The sequence below is a fragment of the Klebsiella sp. K5-306 genome (genome assembly GCF_051835185.1).
GTDB classification, from domain to species: domain Bacteria; phylum Pseudomonadota; class Gammaproteobacteria; order Enterobacterales; family Enterobacteriaceae; genus Klebsiella; species Klebsiella oxytoca.
Map to the genome: position 1 here is coordinate 1 of NZ_JAIFJY010000050.1, position 2,438 is coordinate 2,438.

Here is a 2,438-nt window from a genome sequence, read left to right on the forward strand (position 1 = left end):
GCCAGGCCTCAGCATTTTATTATGGTGATCCCCTGGGCGAAATGCGCCTGGTAAGCAGAGTTTTTGAAATGTAAGGCCTTTGAATAAGACAAAAGGCTGCCTCATCGCTAACTTTGCAACAGTGCCTTTAAGCGTGCATAATAAGCCCTACACAAATTGGGAGTTAGACATCATGAGCAACGCAAAAACAAAGTTAGGCATCACAAAGTACAGCATCGTGACCAACAGCAACGATTCCGTCACACTGCGCCTCATGACTGAGCATGACCTTGCGATGCTCTATGAGTGGCTAAATCGATCTCATATCGTCGAGTGGTGGGGCGGAGAAGAAGCACGCCCGACACTTGCTGACGTACAGGAACAGTACTTGCCAAGCGTTTTAGCGCAAGAGTCCGTCACTCCATACATTGCAATGCTGAATGGAGAGCCGATTGGGTATGCCCAGTCGTACGTTGCTCTTGGAAGCGGGGACGGACGGTGGGAAGAAGAAACCGATCCAGGAGTACGCGGAATAGACCAGTTACTGGCGAATGCATCACAACTGGGCAAAGGCTTGGGAACCAAGCTGGTTCGAGCTCTGGTTGAGTTGCTGTTCAATGATCCCGAGGTCACCAAGATCCAAACGGACCCGTCGCCGAGCAACTTGCGAGCGATCCGATGCTACGAGAAAGCGGGGTTTGAGAGGCAAGGTACCGTAACCACCCCATATGGTCCAGCCGTGTACATGGTTCAAACACGCCAGGCATTCGAGCGAACACGCAGTGATGCCTAACCCTTCCATCGAGGGGGACGTCCAAGGGCTGGCGCCCTTGGCCGCCCCTCATGTCAAACGTTGGGCGAACCCGGAGCCTCATTAATTGTTAGCCGTTAAAATTAAGCCCTTTACCAAACCAATACTTATTATGAAAAACACAATACATATCAACTTCGCTATTTTTTTAATAATTGCAAATATTATCTACAGCAGCGCCAGTGCATCAACAGATATCTCTACTGTTGCATCTCCATTATTTGAAGGAACTGAAGGTTGTTTTTTACTTTACGATGCATCCACAAACGCTGAAATTGCTCAATTCAATAAAGCAAAGTGTGCAACGCAAATGGCACCAGATTCAACTTTCAAGATCGCATTATCACTTATGGCATTTGATGCGGAAATAATAGATCAGAAAACCATATTCAAATGGGATAAAACCCCCAAAGGAATGGAGATCTGGAACAGCAATCATACACCAAAGACGTGGATGCAATTTTCTGTTGTTTGGGTTTCGCAAGAAATAACCCAAAAAATTGGATTAAATAAAATCAAGAATTATCTCAAAGATTTTGATTATGGAAATCAAGACTTCTCTGGAGATAAAGAAAGAAACAACGGATTAACAGAAGCATGGCTCGAAAGTAGCTTAAAAATTTCACCAGAAGAACAAATTCAATTCCTGCGTAAAATTATTAATCACAATCTCCCAGTTAAAAACTCAGCCATAGAAAACACCATAGAGAACATGTATCTACAAGATCTGGATAATAGTACAAAACTGTATGGGAAAACTGGTGCAGGATTCACAGCAAATAGAACCTTACAAAACGGATGGTTTGAAGGGTTTATTATAAGCAAATCAGGACATAAATATGTTTTTGTGTCCGCACTTACAGGAAACTTGGGGTCGAATTTAACATCAAGCATAAAAGCCAAGAAAAATGCGATCACCATTCTAAACACACTAAATTTATAAAAAATCTAATGGCAAAATCGCCCAACCCTTCAATCAAGTCGGGACGGCCAAAAGCAAGCTTTTGGCTCCCCTCGCTGGCGCTCGGCGCCCCTTATTTCAAACGTTAGACGGCAAAGTCACAGACCGCGGGATCTCTTATGACCAACTACTTTGATAGCCCCTTCAAAGGCAAGCTGCTTTCTGAGCAAGTGAAGAACCCCAATATCAAAGTTGGGCGGTACAGCTATTACTCTGGCTACTATCATGGGCACTCATTCGATGACTGCGCACGGTATCTGTTTCCGGACCGTGATGACGTTGATAAGTTGATCATCGGTAGTTTCTGCTCTATCGGGAGTGGGGCTTCCTTTATCATGGCTGGCAATCAGGGGCATCGGTACGACTGGGCATCATCTTTCCCGTTCTTTTATATGCAGGAAGAACCTGCATTCTCAAGCGCACTCGATGCCTTCCAAAAAGCAGGTAATACTGTCATTGGCAATGACGTTTGGATCGGCTCTGAGGCAATGGTCATGCCCGGAATCAAGATCGGGCACGGTGCGGTGATAGGCAGCCGCTCGTTGGTGACAAAAGATGTGGGGCACTGTTGCAAAGTTAGCGATGAGGCAGCCTTTTGTCTTATTCAAAGGCCTTACATTTCAAAAACTCTGCTTACCAGGCGCATTTCGCCCAGGGGATCACCATAATAAAATGCTGAGGCCTGGC

Annotated in this window: 4 protein-coding genes and 1 pseudogene; 4 read left to right on the top strand and 1 reads right to left on the bottom strand. The window is 45.4% G+C overall.

The features are described 5' to 3' along the window. The 4 genes and pseudogenes from K2184_RS28880 to K2184_RS28895 form a co-directional block, all read left to right on the top strand. On the top strand, positions 1-74 hold a 74-nt coding region (locus K2184_RS28880; protein ID WP_032414367.1), incomplete at its 5' end, for a hypothetical protein. 143 nt (positions 75-217) lie between these two features. Beyond that, the gene (locus K2184_RS28885) at positions 218-772 is read left to right on the top strand and encodes a fluoroquinolone-acetylating aminoglycoside 6'-N-acetyltransferase AAC(6')-Ib-cr5 (protein ID WP_063840321.1); all 555 of its coding nucleotides are present in this window, start codon (positions 218-220) and stop codon (positions 770-772) included. Between the two features lie 130 nt (positions 773-902). After that, a complete protein-coding gene (locus tag K2184_RS28890; RefSeq protein WP_001334766.1) occupies positions 903-1,733 on the top strand; it encodes an oxacillin-hydrolyzing class D beta-lactamase OXA-1 in 831 nt (276 codons plus the stop codon). Positions 1,734-1,870: 137 nt separating this feature from the next. Then, positions 1,871-2,311 (top strand): annotated as a pseudogene (locus tag K2184_RS28895) (CatB-related O-acetyltransferase); the annotation flags it as partial. A 53-nt stretch (positions 2,312-2,364) separates the two neighbouring features. Here the strand turns inward: K2184_RS28895 and K2184_RS28900 are convergent. Further along, positions 2,365-2,438, bottom strand: a 74-nt coding sequence (locus tag K2184_RS28900; protein WP_032414367.1) for a hypothetical protein, incomplete at its 5' end; no start/stop codon positions are given.